This is a genomic window from Pseudooceanicola sp. LIPI14-2-Ac024, assembly GCF_042188925.1.
In the GTDB taxonomy this organism is placed as follows: Bacteria; Pseudomonadota; Alphaproteobacteria; order Rhodobacterales; family Rhodobacteraceae; genus Pseudooceanicola.
Window position 1 is genome coordinate 1,433,579 of the sequence record NZ_CP170102.1, and the last position, 16,116, is coordinate 1,449,694.

Sequence of the window (16,116 nt, forward strand, 5' to 3'; positions counted from 1 at the left end):
CTGTCCATGCCTGCATCCATCACGCTTTCCAACCTTTCCTGGTCCACGCCTGACGGCACGCCGCTCTTCTCCGACCTCGACCTGACCTTCGGCGCCGAGCGCTGCGGGCTTGTCGGCCGCAACGGTACCGGAAAGACCACCCTCCTTCGCCTGATCGCCGGAGAGGTGTCGCCGCGCGCAGGATCCCTGCATGTCGACGGCCGCGTCGGCGTTCTGCGGCAGGAGGTCGCGCCCGATCCCGACGCCACCCTCGCCGACCTCTTCGGAGCGCGCGCGGCGCTGGCCGTGCTGGACCGCGCCGAAGCCGGCTGCGCCAGCATCGCGGAACTGGCCGACGCCGACTGGCTGCTGGCCGACCGGATCGCCGCGGCGCTGGCCCGGCTGGGCCTCGACGCCGCCCCCGCCACGCCGCTCGCCGCTCTGTCCGGCGGGCAACGCACACGGGCGCGGCTGGCGGCGCTGATCTTCGACGCGCCGGACATCCTGCTCCTCGACGAACCGACCAACAACCTTGACGGCGCAGGCCGGGCCGCGGTGGCCGAACTGCTGGCGGGCTGGACCGGCGGCGCCATCGTGGTCAGCCACGACCGCGCCCTGCTGGAGCGGATGGACGCCATCGTGGAGCTGACGACACTCGGCGCCACGCGCTACGGCGGGGCTTATGCCGACTACCGCGCGCGCAAGGCGATCGAGCTGCAGGCCGCCGAACATGACCTCGCTCGCGCCGAACGGACCCGCGCCGACACCGCCCGCAAGGCGCAGGAGGCGGCCGAGCGCAAGGCGCGGCGCGACGGAGCCGGAAAGCGCAGGCGCGCCGAAGGCGGTCAGCCGAAGATGCTTCTCGACAAGGCCAAGGAACGCAGCGAGGCCTCGGGCGGCGCCAATGCCCGCCTGCGGGATGCCCGCCGCGCCGAGGCGGAGGCGGCGCACGATGCCGCCCGCGCCCGGATCGAGGTGCTGCAGCCGATGGCGATGGACCTGCCGCCAACCGGTCTGCATTCCGCGCGCGGCGTGCTGCGGCTGGACCACCTGACGGGCGGACAAGACGCAGCGGCACCGGTGATCCGCGACCTCTCGCTGAGCCTGACCGGCCCGGAACGCCTGGCCATCACCGGGCCGAACGGTGCCGGCAAGAGCACGTTGCTGGCGCTGCTGACCGGAGAGCTGCCGCCGCTGTCCGGCACGGCCGAGACCTTGGTGCCGATGGCGCGTCTGGACCAGCAGATGGACCTCCTCGACCCCGAGGACACGATCCTCGGCAACTACCGCCGCCTGACGCCGCGGTCCGGCGAGACCGAGAGCCACGCCGCCCTTGCCCGGTTCATGTTCCGCGCGGGCGACGGCCTGCGACGGGTCGGCGCACTGAGCGGCGGACAGCGGCTGCGCGCGGGGCTTGCCTGCGTGCTGGGGCGGGTCGATCCGCCACAACTCCTGATCCTCGACGAGCCGACCAATCACCTCGACCTCGACGCCATGTCGGCGCTGGAGGCGGCGTTGAACGCCTATGACGGCGCGCTGATCGTCGTCAGCCATGACACCGCCTTCCTCGACGCGATCGGGATCACGCGGCGCCTGCACCTCCCGCTCGCGGAAAGCGCGCAACATGTCACAAAACTTTAACATGACAGATTTGTAACGCCCGCCGGACGGCGTAGACTTGGGCCATGTCACGCGCCCTCGCCCTGCCCCTCACGCTTGCGCTCTTCGCCGCCGCCAGTGGCGCACGGGCGCTGCCGGGAATGGACAGCGGCACCGCCAGCGGGTTCGCCGCCTGCGCCGGGCGACTGGCCTCGCTGATCGAGGTGCAGACCTTTGCCGCACCGGACGCCGTCCCCCAGACACGCCAGCAGCGCGACATGATGCTCGACCTGATGGAGGCGTCGATGCCCCTCGGCACCGGCCGGGCGCTGGAATTGCTGCAGCTCGAGGCGAAGATGGCGCAGGATGACCTGCTGATGCGGGCGCGGACCGATCCCGACCCGCGCATGGCACGGGCCGCGCTGCGCCGCGCAGACCGTGAAATCGCCGCCTGCCGCGCCATGATCCTGTCCTGAGGGTCTGCTTCGGCGGGACACTGCACTGGATTGTTTTCATTTTGACCATTCGCTGGGCGGAACAAATGATGTACCGTCCAATTTATGGTCAGATTGAAAACATCACTGGCCGCCTTGGCCATCGCCTTTCCGGTGGCTCCGCTGCAGGCCCTGCCGCTGCCGGAATCCGCCCCGGCCCTGACCTTTGCCGCCTGCACCGGGCGGCTCTCGGCCCTGATGGAGCATCAATGGATCACCGACCCGCCCGCTTCGGACCGGACGCAGGCCCTGCGCGCGCAGATGATCGACCTGCTGATGGCCGCGTCCGATCCCGACGAGGGGCGGCTGATGCTGCGCCGGCGGCTGGAGGCAAAGGCGGCCTTGGCGCAGCTTCTGACCCGCGCGCGCAGCGAACGCCGCGCCGACCTCGCGCAGACCGCGCAGCGCATGGCCGATCGCGACGTCGCGGCCTGTACCTCGCTGCTGTTGCACTGACCCTTGCCGCTCCGGCGGCGATGGCCGCCGATGCAGCCCGCTGCGCCGCGCTGTGGTACGGGATGGTCGATGCGGGCGCGCGCTATCCCGGCCTGCTGCCCGACACCACCAACGCACGAACCCTGGCCGAAGGCTTTGCCGCAATGGCCGGCCCCGGTGCGGCGGATCGCATCGCGCAGGACCGCCCCGGCATGGAACTTCTGGTCCGCGGATACCTGGCAGGCGACGCGCAGAGCGTCAGGCTGTTCGAAACCCTGGCCACCACCTGCGCCCGCATTTCGGGCGATTGATGACCTTCCCCGCAACCCTGCGCTGCATCCGGGCAACAGATGCATGGCGACCGGGCATTTCCCACAATATCTGGGGGCAGGCGCGCAGAATTAATTTGACCGAAAGGTAAGCGCGTCATGAAATTGTTACATGACGCAGCGCCCCCCCGGCCGCGTCTGACCGCGGCCATCCTCACCCTCATCGCACTTGCGCCCGCAGTTTCGGCCGGCGCCCAGCCCGAAACGGCCCGCGACCGGGCCCAGCTCTTTGCCACCTGCGAGGGGCGGTTTTGGGCAATGGCCGCGCGGCAACGTGCGATCCGCGCGCCGGACGCCCCGCAGAGCGAGGCGCGGCGCCAGACCTTCGGCACGCTGCTCGAGGCGGTGATCCCGGATGTGGAAGAAGCCGCCCTGGCGACCGGGGAAGCCCGCCGCTGGCAGGCCAGCGGTTGGACCGAGATCGCCTATCTGATCAGCGACACGGTCTACGTGCGGGACGAGCGTCGCGCGGCGCAGGCCGCGCGACAGCTGACCGACCGCCTCCGGACATGCAGCCAGGCGCTGCTGCCCGAAGACTAGGCCGGGCTTCAGGCCGCTTCGGACTGCGAGGCTTCGCGCGCCGGCTTCAGCGTCGCGGCCCACCAGTAGAGATCGTCGATCATTCCGCCGACGTTCAGCTTTTCCTCGACATCGGCCAGGGTGCTTTCGCCGCCGCCGAGCGGGTGCACGGCGCGGAACTCACCGCCGCCCAGGTGCACGGCATTGGGCACGTTCACCAGGTGCAGTTCGACCGCGATGGCGCGCAGGTGCTCGACCGCGCGCGAGGCGCCCAGGCCGCCGTAGCCGACCACGGCCGCCGGTTTCCGGTTCCATTCCTTGTACGCCTGGTCGAGCGCGTTTTTCAGCGCGCCGGACAGGGAGTGGTTGTATTCCGCGACGAGGAACACAAATCCGTCGTACTTGGCGAGGTCCTGCTGCCATTTCACGGCTTGCGGGTTCTTGGAGGGCATCCAGCGGTTGGAGGCGGGCTCATCGAAGAACGGAAGCTCATACGAGGCGATGTCGAGGATGTCGGCGGTCATGCGGCCATCTTCCTCGATCTTGGACCGGATCCACTCGGCGGGGACGTGGCCCCAACGGGTCGGGCGGGTGGTTCCGACGATGACGGCGATACGCGGCTTGCTGCTCATGTTCATTCTCCTGAAGGGTGGTTTCCCAGTGTCACCGCCGATAAAGTCTGCAGCCCCGGGAGTCGCAAGGAGGCACCTATTTGAAACCGCTCGATTCTGGCCTGAATGGCCGCACAGCTTCTGCGCGCACGCACACACAGGCCGTTACGCCGCGCCAAAAAATTCATGAATTACATAAAGATGGCACCAAAGTCACCGCCGTGGCCGAGATGTTCAGCCGGGTCGGTGACAAGTGGACGATGCTGGTGGTGGCCTATCTTGGCGAGGGGCCGATGCGGTTCAACGAGCTGCGCCGGGGCATCGGGACGATCTCTCAGAAGATGCTGACCTCAACCCTGCGCACGCTCGAACGCGACGGCTATGTCAGCCGCACGGTGACGCCCTCGCGCCCGCCGCATGTCGACTATGCGCTGACCGACCTGGGGCTCAGCCTGCTGGTGCCCATCAACGACCTGGCGCGCTGGACGATCGAGAACCTCGATGCGATCCAGGCGGCGCGGGCCGATTACGACGCGCGCGAGGGCAATTGAGCGGCCTCGGCAGCCCCTGGAGCCGCCGAACGCCCCTTGCCGCGGGCGATGCGGAGTGCTTTACCAAACGCATGAGCAAGCCCAGCGACAATCCCGCCGATCCGTTCAAGAAGGCCCTGGCCGAGGCCACCAAGGTCATGGCCCACGACCCCGAGCTGAACGTGACCTACTCGGTCGATCCGTCCGGCAAGACGGCGGACAGCGTGCGGCTGCCGCAGGTCAGCCGCCGGATGACCAAGGAAGAGGTCCTGCTGGCCCGCGGGACCGCCGACGCCCTTGCGCTGCATCACCGCTATCACGACGCCAAGACCCACGCGAAATACGCTCCCCCGGGCGAGATGGCGCGCGAGCTCTACGAGGCGATGGAAACCGCACGGTGCGAGGCCATGGGCGCCCGCGACATGCCCGGCACCGCCAAGAACATCGACGCCAAGATCGGCGCCGAGGCGCGGCGCATGGGATACGACCAGATCAAGCAGGCGGCGGACGCCCCCCTGCCCGTCGCGGCCGGCTACCTTGTCCGCCACCTGGCCACCGGGCGCGACATGCCCGAGGGGGCCCAGAACGTCATGGAGCTGTGGCGCGGGTTCATCGAGAACCAGGCCGGCGACACGCTTGACGACCTGAACGCAAAGCTGTCGGACCAGACCGAGTTCGCGCGCTTCGCCCGCAAGGTGATCGACGACCTCGGCTATGGCGACCAGCTGGGCGACGACCCGGACGGATCGGACGAGGACGCGCCCGAGGACGCCACCGACGACGGCCAGGAAGAGGACCAGCCCGACTCCACCGGCAACGACGACCAGGAGGACGACCAGGCCGAGGCGAGCCCGGAGTCGACCCAGGACGATCAGCAGGACCCGACCGAGGCCGAGGTGTCGATGGACGACATGGCCGACGAGGAGATGGGCGAAGAGACCGAGATGCCGGATGGCGAGGCCCCTCTCGAACCGCCGCCGCCCCCGCCCGCCTCCGAGGCCGATCCGAACTACCTCGTCTACTCCGACGCGAACGACGAGGAGGTCAATGCCGAGGACCTCGCCGACCCGGTCGAGTTGGAACGCCTGCGCGCCTACCTCGACCAGCAGCTGGAACCGCTGAAGGGTGCCGTGGGCCGTCTGGCGAACAAGCTGCAGCGCCGCCTGCAGGCCCAGCAGAACCGCAGTTGGGAATTCGACAAGGAAGAGGGCGTGCTCGACGCCGGGCGGCTGGCCCGCGTGGTCGCCAACCCGACGACGCCGCTGTCCTTCAAGGTCGAGAAGGACACCGAGTTCCGCGACACCGTGGTGACGCTGCTGCTCGACAACTCCGGCTCGATGCGCGGGCGCCCGATCTCGATCGCGGCGATCTGCGCCGACGTGCTGGCCCGGACACTGGAACGCTGCAGCGTGAAGGTCGAGATCCTGGGCTTCACCACCCGCGCCTGGAAAGGTGGGCAGAGCCGCGAGAAGTGGCTGGCCGATGGCCGCCCGCAGCAGCCCGGCCGCCTGAATGACCTGCGCCACATCGTCTACAAGAGCGCCGACGCCCCCTGGCGCCGCGCCCGCCCGAACCTCGGGCTGATGATGAAAGAGGGCCTGCTGAAGGAAAACATCGACGGCGAGGCGCTGGAATGGGCGCACCGCCGGATGATCGGCCGCCGCGAGGCGCGCAAGATCCTGATGGTGATCTCGGACGGGGCGCCGGTGGACGACTCGACCCTGTCGGTCAACCCGGCCAACTACCTCGAGAAGCACCTGCGCGACGTGATCGCCATGGTCGAGAAGCGCAAGGCCGTGGAACTGCTGGCGATCGGGATCGGGCACGACGTGACCCGTTACTACGACCGCGCGGTGACCATCACCGACGTCGAGCAACTGGCGGGCGCGATGACCGAACAGCTTGCCGCGCTCTTCGACGCCGACCCGCGCGCCCGGGCGCGATTCATGGGGATCCGGAAGGCGTCGTGAGGGCGCCTACACAAATGATCTGTTGAAAGGCCGCCCCACCGGGCGGCCTTTCGCGTTGCACTGCCCCGCGTAGCAGCTGACGCGAGGCCGCGGCAAACGAGCCCTTGCACCTGCCCCGATATGCTGATCCCTTGCGGTCCAATCCCAAGATGATGAGCGCGCCGATGTTCCAGTCCTTCGAAACCACGTCCGAAACCGACAAGGGTGCTGCCCGGCTTGCCGACCTTCGCAAGGCGATGGCGACCGAGGGGCTCGATGGCTTCTTCATCCCCCGCTCCGACGCACACCAGGGCGAATACGTGGCTGACCACGACGCGCGGCTGGCCTGGCTGACGGGCTTCACCGGATCGGCCGGGTTCTGCATCGCGCTGGCGGGCATCGCGGGGGTCTTCGTCGACGGACGCTACCGGGTGCAGGTGAAGGAACAGGTCGACCTGGCCGCCTACACCCCGGTCGCCTGGCCCGAAACACGGCCCGCCGACTGGCTGAAGACGCAACTCGGTCAGGGCCGCATCGGGTTCGATCCGTGGCTGCACTCGGTGTCGGAGATCGAGGGGCTGACCAAGGCGCTCCACGGCTCGGGCATCACGCTGGTGCCGACCGCCAACCTCGTGGACCGGATCTGGGCCGATCAGCCGGCGCCGCCGATGGGGACGATCACCCCCTACCCGATCGACTTTGCCGGCGAGGCCCATGGTGACAAGCGCGCGCGGCTGGCAGCGCAACTGGCCGAGGCGGGTCACCGTGCGGCGGTCATCACCCTGCCCGACAGCATCGCGTGGCTGCTGAACATCCGTGGATCGGACATTCCGCGCAACCCGGTCCCGCACTGCTTTGCCGTGCTGCACGACGATGCCTCGGTCGACCTGCTGGCGGCCGCGGACAAGGTCGACACGGCGCTGCGCGACCATCTGGGCCTTGGCGTCCGGGTCCTGTCGGTCGAGGATTTCGGCCCGCTCCTGCAACGCCTGCACGGGCCGGTGCGGATCGACGCCAATTCCTGCCCGGTCTGGGTCGAGATGGAGCTGAATGCGGCCGAGGTCGCCACCGTGCGCGGCACCGATCCCTGCATCCTGCCCAAGGCCTGCAAGTCCGAGGCCGAGATCGCCGGCACCCGCGAGGCGCACCTGCGCGACGCCGCCGCCATGTGCCGCCTGCTGGCCTGGTTCGACGCCGCGGGCAAGACCACGTTGACCGAGATCGAGATCGTGACCGCCCTGGAAGGCTACCGGGCCGAGACGAACTCCCTCCTCGACATTTCCTTCGACACGATCTGCGGCGCGGGCCCGAACGGCGCATTGCCGCACTACCGGGTGAGCCACGCCAGCAACCGTGGCCTGAACGAGGGCGACCTGATCGTGCTCGATTCCGGCGGGCAGTACTTCGATGGCACCACCGACATCACCCGCACGCTGGTGGTCGGTGAAGCCGGGGCCGAGGAAAAGGCCTGCTACACCCGCGTACTGCAGGGCATGATCGCGATCTCGCGCCTGCGCTTTCCGAGGGGTCTGGCGGGGATGCACCTCGACGCCTTCGCCCGCCGCCCGCTGTGGGAAGCAGGGCTCGATTTCGATCACGGCACCGGGCATGGCGTCGGCACCTACCTTTGCGTGCACGAGGGGCCGCAGCGCCTGTCGCGCATCTCGGACACACCGCTGCAGGCGGGGATGATCCTGTCGAACGAACCGGGCTATTACCGCGAAGGCGCGTTCGGCATCCGGATCGAGAACCTGATCGTCGTGCAGCCCGCCGCCGCCCTGCCCGGCGCCGACGACCGCGAGATGATGGCCTTCGAGACCATCACCTGGGTGCCGATCGAGACCCGGCTGATCGACGTCTCCCTGATGACGCAGGCCGAGCGCGACTGGCTCAACGCCTACCACGCCGAGGTCCGCAACAAAGTTGCGCCGCGACTGGACGGCGCCGCCGCGATGTGGTTGTCTCGCGCGACCGAGCCGATCTGACGCGACCGGCACGACGGCATGTAGGCCCGGCACCCGCCAGGGCCGATACCCACCGACATGCGCCTGTTACACTAAGAGGGCACGACGCCTGAGCAATGCCACGAGGGGAGGCAGATCATGAGCGACATCACCATCCGCAAGGCCGAAGGCACCTGGACCGTCCGCGCCGGTGGCGCCGTGCTGGCCGAAAGCCGCGACGCGCTTGAACTGAGCGAGGGCAGCCTGCCCGACGTGATCTACTTCCCGCGCGGCGACGTCGCGATGGCCTTCCTCGACAAGACCGACCACAGCTCGCACTGCCCCAAGAAGGGCGATGCGACCTACTACTCGATCGTGACCAAGAGCACCGAGCTGGCCAATGCCGCCTGGAGCTACGAGGCCCCGCTGCCGGGGATGGAGCGGATCAAGGAATACCTGGCCTTCTATGCCAGCGACACGGTGACCGTGGAGCGTGTCTGACCCGGGTCAGGCCCCGGCCTGATCCGCTTCGCGGCGCGGCGCGGGCCTGGCCTGCATCCGCCGCCCGCGCCGACCAAGCAGCGTCGCGACCTCGTCATCCGTCATGTCCTGCCAGCCGGCCGTTCCGCCGACGAACCCGCCTGCGGCAAGGTCGCGCTCCAAGGCCGGGAAATCCAGCTCTCCCAAACCAAGGCGCTTGGCGCTCTCGCCCTCGGGCATCCAGGTCCGGCGCAGGCATTCCGCCGCCCGCGGGGCCCGGCCGGCGAAGCTTTCGATATGCTGCTCGATGAAGTTCGAGGCCGAGGACCGGCGCCGCAGCACCACGGCGACCTGCTGGTCCGGCCGCGCGACCATGGCAAAGAGGTGCAGCGCCGACCCCTCGGCGCCGATCACCTGCCGCGCGGCCTTGTAGCGGGCGATCTGTTCGGCCATCGAATGGCGCTGCGGGTGAAAGACCTCGTAGCCCTCGGCGGCCAGGTAGGCCTCGAGCCGCGTTTCCCCGACCAGCCCTCCCTTTCGGATGCCGAGGGCCGAACGCGAGACGTAGAGTTTCTCGGGCCCCTCCGCCGCGATATCCGCACCGAAGCGGGCATGGATCGCGGCACGGAACGCCCCCGTGCCGCGGATGATCGGCCCGAGCCCGAAGCCCTGCCCCGGCACCACCAGCGTGTCGACCCGCAGCGGCTCGGTCGCGACGCGGATCGGCAGGCCGGGGGCCAGCTGATCGACGAAATCGCGCTGGTAGCCCGCCACCTTGTCGCCGACGTCGGGGCGTTTCGGGATGAAGAGGACGCCGTCGATCCCCTCCAGCACCGGCAGCGGCCAGAGGCGCGTGGTGCTTTCGGCCAGGAAGTGACCGAAGTGCTGCCAGAGCACCCCGCCCCAGAGCCATCGTCCGGGCAGATCGGCAACCGGCCCGCCCGGCGCCTCGGGCGCGGTGGTCAGCGGCCGCCACTTCCGCCAGAGCGCGCCTTGGGGACAGTATCGCCCGTCCCCGTGCAGCACCCCTGCCGGCTGGACAAACGCGCCGGTTTCGGGCGGCACGACGACGGCGCCGGGAATGGTGAGGATATCCTCGGACCAGCCGCCATCGGGCGACGGCTGCGTGGTCGGATCGGCCGGATCGCTCACCGGACACCCGCCCGCTCGCAGGCCCAGACCCGCCGGGTCGAGACGCTGGCAATCGGGGCAAGCCCCGCGGCGCGCAGCCGGTCCTTGCATTCGATCAGCCCCGCGCGGCCATAGACACCGGGGTGGAATTCGATCACCACGGCGCGCAGTCCGCTCAGGTCGGCCTGCCGCAGGATGTCGATCTCGGCCCCTTCGATGTCCATGATCAGCACCTCGGCCCCGGCGCAGGCGGTGTCGAAATCGCCGGTCGGCACCTGGACCGCGCTTCGGACCTCCGATTTCTCGTGGACCGACGATCCGAGGTAGGAATTCGTCAGGTGCAGCGTGACCTCCTCAGGCTGGTCCGGTCCGGCCAGCAGCACCCGGTTCTCGACCGCGATCCGGTCGGTCAGCCCGTTCAGGGCATAAAGCGCCTCGATGTGCGGGATCAGCGCCGGGTTTGCCTCGAACGAGCGGACCCGCGCGGGGCGCAGGTTGCGCGCGACTATGGCGCCGACGATGCCCAGCCCCGCGCCCAGTTCCAGAACCGTGTCGCCCGGCCGCACGCAGCGCAGGGCGCCGAGGATTTCCTGTTCCTCGTAGGTGCCGGCATTGAGGCGGGCAATGCGGCGGTCGTGCAGGTAAGGCGAGGCCGGCACATCGACGCCAAGGCAGTTCGCGGCAATGCGGGGGGTCGCCTGCGCGGCGGTCGCGGTGGTCTGCATGGTCTGCCCTTCGCCTTCGACACCGCCCCCACGGTTGGCCGCAAGGCTAGCACGCCGCCTGTTACCGGGAAACGGACGTGGCCGGGACCCCGGCATTTCGTGCAACCAGCGTGCCCTGCCCGCACCGCCGCTGTCGGGTCAGGAATGCTCCTCGGCCGCCGTCGCGGCGAGTGCGCGGTTGTAGACCTTGAGCGCGTCGACATGGAACAGCGCCCCCAGGAGCTCGGGCGGGCGGTCGGCGCCGGGGATCGAGACGACGGGGATGAACGCCTCACCCGTCCGGTCGAACAGCGGCATCGCGATCTCGAGTGTCGATGAGGCGTCGAGGTAGGTGCCCGCCTCGATCAGCTCCCAGCAGCGGTCGGCCGGGGCGCCGCGATCGTGCCCCTCGGCCCGCATCACGGCGTCAACCCGGAAGACGGCCAGCAAGTAGGCCTGTGGCCCGGCCGCCAGGTGCACGTTGCGCCGTTCCAGCGTGGTCAGGAAGAATGACCGGTCGACCAGCCGGGTCCCGACCGCGGTCGAGATCGAGACCGTGACGAGCACGGCGAGGCCCGTGGCCCAGTCGCCGGTCAGTTCGAACACGATCAGCGTGGTCGAGATCGGCGCGCCCAGCACCGCCGCCGCAACCCCGCCCATGCCCGCCAGAGCGTAGAGCGTGACCGAGCCCGATATGTCCGGAAAAACCCCGGTGGCGACGAACCCGAAGGCCAGTCCCACCAGCGAGCCCACCATCAGCGAGGGCGAGAAGATGCCGCCGCCCATCCGACCGCCCAGCGTCACCGCCACCGCCGCCGTCTTGATGATCGCAAAGACGATGGCCTCGTGCAGCAAGAGGTTGCCGGTCAGCGCCAGCGATGTCGTCTCGTATCCCACGCCGATGATGTGCGGAAAGAAGATCGCGATCAGGCCCAGCACCGCGCCCGCCAGCACCGGGCGCAGCCAGCGCGGCTGGCCGGTTCGGCCCTCGACCGCCTTGGCGAAATCCTCGGCCGCGAAGATGGCGAGCATCAGCAGGCCCGCGACGATCCCGCAGACCAGCCCGAGGATCAGGAAAGCCGGCAGCTCCTGGTAGAAGCGCAGCATCGAATCCGGCGGCAGGATGTATTCCGACACGCCGCCGAACTGCAGCCGGTTGATGACCGTTCCCGCGACGCTGGCGATGACGATCGGCGCGAAGGCGTGGATCGCGAAGTGGCGCAGCACCACCTCGAGCGCAAAGAGCGCCCCGGCGATCGGCGCGTTGAAACTGGCCGACACGGCAGCCGCCACGGCGCAGCCCAGCAAGTCGCGTCCGGTGACGCCGTCGGCCCGGATCCAGCGCAGAACCCAGGTCGAAATCACGGCCGCCAGGTGCACCACCGGCCCCTCGCGGCCCGACGACCCGCCCGACCCCAGCGTGATCAGCGACGCGGCGGCCGAGGCGAGGCCCGCCCGCACCTCCACCCGCCCCTCGTGCAGGGCCGCGCCCTCGATCACGTCGGGGACGGACCGGACACGGCCGTCCGGCGTGAAATGGTGCAGGATCTGCCCCACGATCAGGCCGCCGAAGACCGGGATCAGGAAGATCACGTACCACGGCAGCGTCTCGGCATAGGAATGCAGCAGGTGGACGTCGTCGGTGCGGTAGAGCGTGCGCTGCAGCAGGTCGATCCCACTGCGAAAGAGCATCGCCGCGAACCCGCCCGCGAGGCCGACAAGCAGCGCGATCAGCCAGAACTGGAACTGGCTGGGACCACGTTCCATCAGGGTCTTCCAGGCGCGTTTGAAATGCGCCGTGCCAAAGCCGAACAGGGCCTGGAACAGGCCCCCTACCGTTCCCGTTCCCTCGTTACCCACTCTTTTCCCTGGCCGCGCCATCCCTTACACAAACCCGATCCTTCTGCGCCCTCAAGGAAAAAGCTCATGGCTCACGACGCCGCCCTCAAAGACCTTTCCAGCCTCTTAGGCGATGCACTGACCCTGTCCAAGTCGGATCTGGACCTGCACGGGCGCAGCGAGAGCCACTTTCCCGACACTCCGCCCGACGCGGTGGCCTATCCCCGCAGCACCGAAGAGGTCGCGGCCATCGTGCGGATCTGCGCGGCGCATGGCTGCCCCGTGGTGGGCTGGGGCACCGGCACCTCGCTCGAAGGGCAGAGCCAGGCCGTGCAGGGCGGCGTCGTGGTCGACTTCAGCCGCATGGACCGCGTGATCGAGGTCAACCAGGCCGACATGGACGTCCGGGTCCAGCCCGGCGTGACGCGAGAGGCGTTGAACGCGGAACTGCGCGCGACGGGCCTCTTCTTCCCGGTCGATCCCGGCGCCAACGCATCGCTCGGCGGCATGGCCTCGACCCGTGCGTCCGGCACGACGGCGGTGCGCTACGGCACGATGCGCGACAATGTCCTGGGGCTCGAGGTTGTGCTGGCCGATGGCCGGGTGATCCGCACCGGCACGCGGGCGCGGAAAAGCTCGGCCGGGTACGACCTGACCGGCCTCTTCGTCGGGGCCGAGGGCACGCTGGGGCTGATCACCGAACTCACGCTCCGCCTGCAGGGCCAGCCCGAGGCGATCAGCGCGGCGGTCTGCGCCTTCGACGACATCGGCGCGGCGGTACAGGCGGTGATCGACACGATCCAGATGGGCATCCCCATGGCGCGGATCGAATTCGTCGATACCGCCTCGGTCCGGGCCGTCAACGCCTACGCGGACATGTCCCTGCCCCAGAAGCCGCACCTGCTGGTGGAGTTCCACGGCTCGGAGGGCGGCGTGGCGGAACAGGCGGAAAGCTTCGGCGCCATCGTGGCCGAGCATGGCGGGTCGGATTTCCAATGGGCCCAGAAGCCCGAGGACCGCACAGCCCTGTGGAAGATGCGGCACAACGCCTTCTACGCCATCCTGGCCCTGCGCCCCGGCTGCCGGTCGATCGTGACGGATGTCTGTGTCCCGATCTCGCGCCTGGCCGAGGCGGTCGAGGCGACGATCGCCGACCTCGAGGCCCACGACGTCACCGGCCCGATCCTGGGCCATGTCGGTGACGGCAACTTCCACGCGATCCTGATGTTCGACCCCGCCGACGCGGCGGAAGAGGCCCGCGCGCTGGCCGCCGCGGGCCGGATGGTCGACCGCGCCCTTGCGCTTGGCGGCACCTCGACCGGGGAACACGGAATCGGGCTGGGCAAGCGCGGCTACATGGCACGCGAACACGGTGACGGCTGGGAGGTGATGGGATCCGTTAAACGTGCACTCGACCCGAACGACATTATGAACCCGGGAAAACTTGTGCCCGACCCCTGACGTTGCGCAACCCTGAGACGCGGTTCCGTGCAGGAAACATGCTTTTTCGGATAGGTTGAGGTAATTTCCTTGCCAATGACCGCCCGGATACCCAACATCCTTACGTGGGGGTAAGGACATATGAACAAGCCGACTTCGGACGCGAGTTCGACGCATGGGGATAGGCTTGGCGACAGGGTAGTGAACCGCATTTACGATGTGGCCCTGGAACCATTGAATTTTGGCGATCTGCTCGACGATTGGGATGCGTTGCTGGCACCGGAACGCCAGAAGGCGCACAGCACCGGCCGGATGCGCCTGCCGCGCCCCGACCTCGGGATGCATTTCCGGCGCCTGGCCGAACTGCTGGACCGGACCCAGACCCAGCCGATGCTGCAGGTGGAACACGCGGCGCTTGCGCCCTACCGGCGGGTCGCGGCCTTCTGCGTGTCCGACCGCCTTGCGCTCATGGCTGTCAACGACATCGCGCGCGAGGTCTATGACCTCTCCCCCGGCGAACCCCTGGCTCGCCTGCCGATGGCGAGCGAGGATATCGAGACGCTGACGCGGAACCTGCGAGAGCTGGTGACCGCGCCCCCGGGCGACACCCGGCTTCTCAAGCTGCACAGCCACGACACCGCCGACGGCACAGCGCAGCGATCGGTGCTGTTGCGGCTGCGCGGCGACCGCCTGCCCGACGGACGGGCCTTTGTCGTGGTCGTGACCTCGCACCTGCGCTGGCCCGAGGGGCTGTCGGAAACGCTCGAACGCAGCTATGGCCTGACAGCCTCGGAAACCGAGGTGCTGCGCGGACTGACGCAAAGCCAGTCGCTGCGCGAGATCGCGGATCGCCGCGGCCGGTCGATCGAGACGGTCCGTGCGCAGATCAAGTCATTGCAGCAGAAGACCGAGTTGCGCAGCCAGGGCGAGCTGGTTCGCCTGGCGCTGTCGGCAATGGACGTGGCGACGTCAGCCGCTGCCGGTGCCGCCGCCCCGCGCGGACGGCGCTGGTCGGGGGGCGGGGCGACCCTGCGGCGCCAGCCCTACCGCGTGCTCCGGCGGCCCGACGGCCGAAAGGTCGAATACCTGGTCCTGGGCGATCCGGCCGGACGCCCCGTGCTCTACCTCAACTCCTTCATGTGCCTGTCGCGCTGGCCCGCCGCGGCCGAGGCCGAAGCAGCGCGCCGCGGTCTCAGGATCGTCGTGCCGAACCGGGCCGGGTATGGCGGTTCCTGCCCCTGCCCGCCGGCACCAACCGGCGCGAGGCCATCGCGGGCAACCTGGCTGCGATCACCGGGGCCGAGGGCATGGCGCGCTTTGCCGCCCTCGTGCAGGGCCAGGACCTGGCCTACCTGTCGGCCTTCAACGCCGCACATCCGGGCCAGCTGACAGGCATCGTCGGCTGCACCGCGAACCTGCCGATCTGCCGTCCGCACGAATTCGAACGAATGGGCAAATGGCACCGCGTGATCTTTTCCAGCGCCCGGTTCACGCCGCAGATCCTGCCCTACATGATCCGCGCCGGTGTCGCGATGGCGCGGCGCAGCGGCGACGGCGGCTTCCTGCGGACGGTGTTGGCGGAAAGCCCGCTCGACCGCGAGCTTCTGAACGATCCCAAGGTGATGGAAGCTCTGACGACGGGGAACGAGGTATTCTTTCACCATCCGCATATCGCCGAAACGCTATCGGCCGAGATCCTGGCCACCCGCTTCGAGAACACCGAGGAACAGGTCGAGGCGCTGCGCGGTCCCTTCCCGGTGCACATGCTGCACGGGCAGGCGGACCTGTTCACCCCGCCCGAGACACTGGACGAACGCGAACGCGATTTTCCCTGGATCACCTTCGAGCGCCACGCCAATTCCGGGACGCTGGTGTTCTACCGGCACTGGGACCGGGCGATCGACCTGCTCGAAAAGTTTACGAAAACGTGAACTATCCCCCATTTGGGTGATGTGCCCTGGGGCCGCGAAAATTAACCTCTGATTAGTAACTGGTGATGGGTTGGCCGCGGGCCCGGGACCTTGGGTCCAAGAGGTTTTCCAGGTCCGCGGCGCACACCCAAGGGGAAGGACCTGCGGGACGTATGGGACCCGCTCACGGTACAGGGACCGGATTCGTCCGAGTTCCCGATGGT

Annotated in this window: 16 protein-coding genes; 12 read left to right on the plus strand and 4 right to left on the minus strand. The window is 68.9% G+C overall.

The features are described from left to right. Window positions 1-6: 6 nt before the first annotated feature. From ACE2AC_RS06970 to ACE2AC_RS06990, 5 genes are all read left to right on the plus strand, one after another. The gene (locus ACE2AC_RS06970; protein ID WP_375691376.1) at window positions 7-1,620 is read left to right on the plus strand and encodes an ABC-F family ATP-binding cassette domain-containing protein; all 1,614 of its coding nucleotides are present in this window, start codon (window positions 7-9) and stop codon (window positions 1,618-1,620) included. Window positions 1,621-1,664: 44 nt separating this feature from the next. After that, window positions 1,665-2,054, plus strand: coding sequence for a hypothetical protein (locus ACE2AC_RS06975; RefSeq protein ID WP_375691377.1), 390 nt, complete (start codon window positions 1,665-1,667; stop codon window positions 2,052-2,054). A 114-nt stretch (window positions 2,055-2,168) separates the two neighbouring features. Next, window positions 2,169-2,528 (plus strand): hypothetical protein, encoded by a 360-nt coding sequence (locus ACE2AC_RS06980; RefSeq protein ID WP_375691378.1) that lies wholly within the window; start codon window positions 2,169-2,171, stop codon window positions 2,526-2,528. A gap of 20 nt (window positions 2,529-2,548) precedes the next feature. Then, window positions 2,549-2,818, plus strand: coding sequence for a hypothetical protein (locus ACE2AC_RS06985; RefSeq protein WP_375691379.1), 270 nt, complete (start codon window positions 2,549-2,551; stop codon window positions 2,816-2,818). Between the two features lie 117 nt (window positions 2,819-2,935). After that, complete coding sequence (locus tag ACE2AC_RS06990) at window positions 2,936-3,376, plus strand: hypothetical protein (protein ID WP_375691380.1); 441 nt, start codon at window positions 2,936-2,938, stop codon at window positions 3,374-3,376. Window positions 3,377-3,384: 8 nt separating this feature from the next. Here ACE2AC_RS06990 and ACE2AC_RS06995 read toward each other — a convergent pair whose 3' ends face one another. Beyond that, entirely contained in the window at window positions 3,385-3,987 is a 603-nt protein-coding gene (locus tag ACE2AC_RS06995) for an NADPH-dependent FMN reductase (protein ID WP_375691381.1), read from the minus strand. Between the two features lie 209 nt (window positions 3,988-4,196). On the opposite strand from ACE2AC_RS06995, the gene ACE2AC_RS07000 reads away from it, so the two are divergent. The 4 genes from ACE2AC_RS07000 (at window position 4,197) to ACE2AC_RS07015 (ending at window position 8,889) form a co-directional block, all read left to right on the plus strand. Further along, the gene (locus ACE2AC_RS07000) at window positions 4,197-4,517 is read left to right on the plus strand and encodes a winged helix-turn-helix transcriptional regulator (protein ID WP_375692078.1); all 321 of its coding nucleotides are present in this window, start codon (window positions 4,197-4,199) and stop codon (window positions 4,515-4,517) included. Window positions 4,518-4,588: 71 nt separating this feature from the next. Next, window positions 4,589-6,466 carry a cobaltochelatase subunit CobT gene (cobT, locus tag ACE2AC_RS07005; RefSeq protein ID WP_375691382.1) on the plus strand — a complete coding sequence of 626 codons (1,878 nt, stop codon included), beginning with the start codon at window positions 4,589-4,591 and terminating at the stop codon, window positions 6,464-6,466. Window positions 6,467-6,630: 164 nt separating this feature from the next. Further along, window positions 6,631-8,430 carry an aminopeptidase P family protein gene (locus ACE2AC_RS07010; protein ID WP_375692079.1) on the plus strand — a complete coding sequence of 600 codons (1,800 nt, stop codon included), beginning with the start codon at window positions 6,631-6,633 and terminating at the stop codon, window positions 8,428-8,430. A 117-nt stretch (window positions 8,431-8,547) separates the two neighbouring features. Further along, window positions 8,548-8,889, plus strand: coding sequence for a DUF427 domain-containing protein (locus ACE2AC_RS07015; protein WP_375691383.1), 342 nt, complete (start codon window positions 8,548-8,550; stop codon window positions 8,887-8,889). Between the two features lie 6 nt (window positions 8,890-8,895). Here ACE2AC_RS07015 and ACE2AC_RS07020 read toward each other — a convergent pair whose 3' ends face one another. From ACE2AC_RS07020 to ACE2AC_RS07030, 3 genes are all read right to left on the minus strand, one after another. Continuing rightward, window positions 8,896-10,020, minus strand: a complete 1,125-nt coding sequence (locus ACE2AC_RS07020) for a DUF563 domain-containing protein (RefSeq protein ID WP_375691384.1) — start codon at window positions 10,018-10,020, stop codon at window positions 8,896-8,898. Next, window positions 10,017-10,724, minus strand: a complete 708-nt coding sequence (locus ACE2AC_RS07025; RefSeq protein WP_375691385.1) for an FkbM family methyltransferase — start codon at window positions 10,722-10,724, stop codon at window positions 10,017-10,019. Before ACE2AC_RS07025 ends, ACE2AC_RS07020 begins: the two co-directional genes overlap by 4 nt. A gap of 138 nt (window positions 10,725-10,862) precedes the next feature. After that, window positions 10,863-12,470: a chloride channel protein gene (locus ACE2AC_RS07030; RefSeq protein WP_375691386.1), complete on the minus strand. Its 1,608-nt coding sequence runs from the start codon at window positions 12,468-12,470 to the stop codon at window positions 10,863-10,865. A 159-nt stretch (window positions 12,471-12,629) separates the two neighbouring features. Between ACE2AC_RS07030 and ACE2AC_RS07035 the strand changes: the two genes are divergently transcribed. From ACE2AC_RS07035 to ACE2AC_RS07045, 3 genes are all read left to right on the plus strand, one after another. After that, window positions 12,630-14,003 (plus strand): FAD-binding oxidoreductase, encoded by a 1,374-nt coding sequence (locus ACE2AC_RS07035; RefSeq protein WP_375691387.1) that lies wholly within the window; start codon window positions 12,630-12,632, stop codon window positions 14,001-14,003. Between the two features lie 213 nt (window positions 14,004-14,216). Beyond that, complete coding sequence (locus tag ACE2AC_RS07040) at window positions 14,217-15,371, plus strand: helix-turn-helix transcriptional regulator (protein ID WP_375691388.1); 1,155 nt, start codon at window positions 14,217-14,219, stop codon at window positions 15,369-15,371. Beyond that, window positions 15,290-15,913, plus strand: a complete 624-nt coding sequence (locus tag ACE2AC_RS07045; RefSeq protein ID WP_375691389.1) for an alpha/beta fold hydrolase — start codon at window positions 15,290-15,292, stop codon at window positions 15,911-15,913. Before ACE2AC_RS07040 ends, ACE2AC_RS07045 begins: the two co-directional genes overlap by 82 nt. Window positions 15,914-16,116: the final 203 nt, after the last annotated feature.